Here is a 3,052-nt window from a genome sequence, read left to right on the forward strand (position 1 = left end):
GTATGCATTCCGCCAAGCTATGTAAAACAGGCAGCAGAATACATGAATGGAAAAATGGCAGTGTGCACGGTTATCGGTTTCCCAAATGGCTACATGACAACAGCAGCCAAGGAATTTGAAACAAAAGATGCTCTTGCAAATGGTGCTTCCGAAATCGATATGGTAATCAATATCGGCTGGCTGAAAGATCAGAAATATGACCTGATTGAGAACGAGATCCGCACCTTAAAAGCTGCATGCGGTGACAAGATCCTGAAGGTTATCATTGAAACCTGCTTCCTCACAGATGAGGAAAAAATTAAAATGTGCCAGATTGTAACAGAAGCAGGCGCAGATTATATTAAGACCTCTACCGGCTTTGGTGGCGCAGGTGCAACCTTTGCAGACATTGAGCTTTTCTCCAGACATATCGGACCAAATGTAAAAATGAAAGCAGCAGGCGGAATTTCTTCCCTGGAGGATGCAGAGAAGTTCCTTGCACTTGGTGCAGACCGACTGGGAACCAGCCGGATTATAAAAATTGTAAAGAACGAGAAAGCCACAGGATATTGATCTGGTCATTGATTGTAAGGGCGAACAGATGCTGTCTCCGGAATTGATCAGATTATAACGACGTTCATCGAGAAGAGCATTATGTTATCAATGACAATCAGAAAATGTGAATGATAAGAGAGGTGTGAAAATGGAAAAAGAGACGATTAACCATCTGATTGATACAGCAATCCACCAGCTGAAATATTCCTATACACCATATTCCAATTTTAAAGTAGGCGCAGCCCTCCTTGCAAGAAACGGGCAGGTTTACACAGGCTGCAACATTGAAAATGCCGGGTACACAGCCACAAACTGTGCGGAGCGTACCGCCTTTTTTAAGGCAGTAAGCGAAGGGGTGAAAGAATTTCAGGCAATCTGTGTCGTTGGCGGTAGGGCTGGCGTGCTCACAGAATATACAGCTCCCTGCGGCGTGTGTCGACAGGTCATGATGGAGTTTTGCAACCCGGAAACCTTCCAGGTCATTCTGGCGGTGGATAAAGAGCATTATGCTGTGTATACACTAAAGGAGCTCCTGCCGTTAGGATTCGGACCATCTAATCTGGCGTGAAAGATGCTGACCAAAGAAGATTATTATGAAGTATGCCGGAAAATGCCGAAAACAGAGTGATCTGGCATTGAATCCGGCAGTTATAAAGCGGCATAAAGAATTGCAGGAGAAAAAATATGACAATCGAACAATTAAAAGCACTACCAAAGGCAGAACTCCACTGTCATCTGGACGGATCTTTAAGCCGGGAGTTCATGGAGAGTCAGCTGGGAAGAAGGGTACAGCCGGAAGAGCTTAGCGTGTCTGATGACTGCACAAGCCTTGCAGAATACCTGGAGAAATTTTCGCTTCCGGGTCAGTGTATTATGGATGAAAAAGGGCTTGAGGCAGCTGGCTACGACGTACTTCGCACCATGAGCCAGGAAAATGTACGCTACGCAGAAATCCGTTTTGCACCTCTTCTTTCAGAGACCTCCGGAATGAACTGCCGTGCTGTGATCGAGGCAGTATTAAAAGGCCTTGAGCGGGGCAGAGCAGATTTTGGAACGGAGTTTGGTGTGATTACCTGTGCCATGCGTCATCACAGCCAGGAGGACAACAGCCGGATGATAAAAACAGCCCGTGAATATCTGGGCTATGGTGTGTGTGCAGCGGATCTGGCAGGTGCGGAAGCAGCATATCCCATGGCACAGTTTATGGAGCTTTTTCAGAACACCCGTAAGCTGGAGATGCCCTTTACCCTTCATGCAGGAGAGTGTGGAAGCGTACAGAACATTGTGGATGCTGTAAAAGCGGGAGCCGGCAGGATCGGACATGGAATCGCCATGCGAGGCCATTATAATATTCAAAAAGAGCTGGCTGACAGAGGCATTGGAATTGAAATGTGTCCTATCAGCAATCTTCAGACAAAAGCGGTAAACAGTCCGTCAGAATATCCCATCCGGGAATTTCTGAACACAGGATTGAAGGTTTCCATAAACACGGACAACCGTACAGTGAGCAACACAAGCCTTACCAAAGAGCTTCAGTTCATCCAGAACACGTATGGCATTCAGGAGGAAGAGATACGGCTGATGATGAAGAATGCAGTGGATACGGCATTTGCCACTGATGAGGTGAAAGCAAGATTGTATTCTGAACTGGGAATAAAAGGATAAAATATTGGAAACGAGGGATTTTATTTTGAAAAAATATGAAAGGATTTTCGTGATCGTTCTGGATTCTCTGGGAATCGGTGCCATGCCGGATTCAGAAAAATTCGGGGATGTGGGAGTGGATACATTCGGACATATTCTGGATAAAATGGGCTCCCTGGAAATACCAAATCTTAAGAAGCTTGGAATGTTAAATCTTCATCCGGCAGGAAATATGCAAGGTGTGGAGAAGCCGATTGGCCGTTACATGCGCGTAAGCGAAGCAAGCAATGGTAAGGATACCATGACCGGCCATTGGGAAATGATGGGAATTAAGACAGAGAAGCCGTTTAAGACTTTCACAGACACTGGCTTTCCGCCGGAGCTGATCGCGGAACTGGAGAAGCGCTGCAGCAAGCGCGTGATTGGAAACAAGAGCGCCAGCGGAACGGAGATCATTGAAGAGCTTGGGGAAGAAGAAATCAATACAGGTGCCATGATCGTGTATACTTCAGCCGACTCTGTTCTTCAGATCTGCGGAAATGAGGAAACCTTTGATCTTCAGAATTTGTACCGCTGCTGCGAGATTGCAAGAGAAATTACACTGAAGGATGAATGGCGTGTAGGCCGTGTCATCGCCAGACCATATGTTGGCAAAAAGAAAGGTGAGTTCAGGCGAACCAGTAATCGTCATGACTATGCTTTGAAGCCAACAGGTCTGACTGCATTAAATGTGTTAAAGGATAATGGGCTGGATGTGATCGGTGTAGGGAAGATCAACGATATTTTCTGCGGCGAAGGAATCACAAAGACCTATCATTCTGATAGCTCCGTACACGGCATGGAGCAGACCATCCAAATCTGCAAAGAAGACTTC

The 3,052-nt window shown here is 46.2% G+C and carries 4 protein-coding genes; all 4 read left to right on the forward strand.

Translation table 11 applies throughout. The features are described from left to right. Window positions 1-552, forward strand: a 552-nt coding sequence (deoC, locus tag AB5642_RS17915) for a deoxyribose-phosphate aldolase (RefSeq protein ID WP_368371804.1), incomplete at its 5' end; no start/stop codon positions are given. A 130-nt stretch (window positions 553-682) separates the two neighbouring features. Then, window positions 683-1,102: a cytidine deaminase gene (locus tag AB5642_RS17920; RefSeq protein WP_173719033.1), complete on the forward strand. Its 420-nt coding sequence runs from the start codon at window positions 683-685 to the stop codon at window positions 1,100-1,102. A 116-nt stretch (window positions 1,103-1,218) separates the two neighbouring features. Then, window positions 1,219-2,199 (forward strand): adenosine deaminase, encoded by a 981-nt coding sequence (gene add, locus AB5642_RS17925; RefSeq protein WP_173716877.1) that lies wholly within the window; start codon window positions 1,219-1,221, stop codon window positions 2,197-2,199. 25 nt (window positions 2,200-2,224) lie between these two features. Further along, window positions 2,225-3,052 (forward strand): phosphopentomutase (locus tag AB5642_RS17930; RefSeq protein ID WP_368371805.1); only part of this gene is annotated, 828 nt, incomplete at its 3' end.

It is taken from the genome of Ruminococcus sp. 1001136sp1_2201st1_G3_2201SCRN_220225, from assembly GCF_040924365.1.
In the GTDB taxonomy this organism is placed as follows: Bacteria; Bacillota; Clostridia; order Lachnospirales; family Lachnospiraceae; genus Blautia_A; species Blautia_A faecis.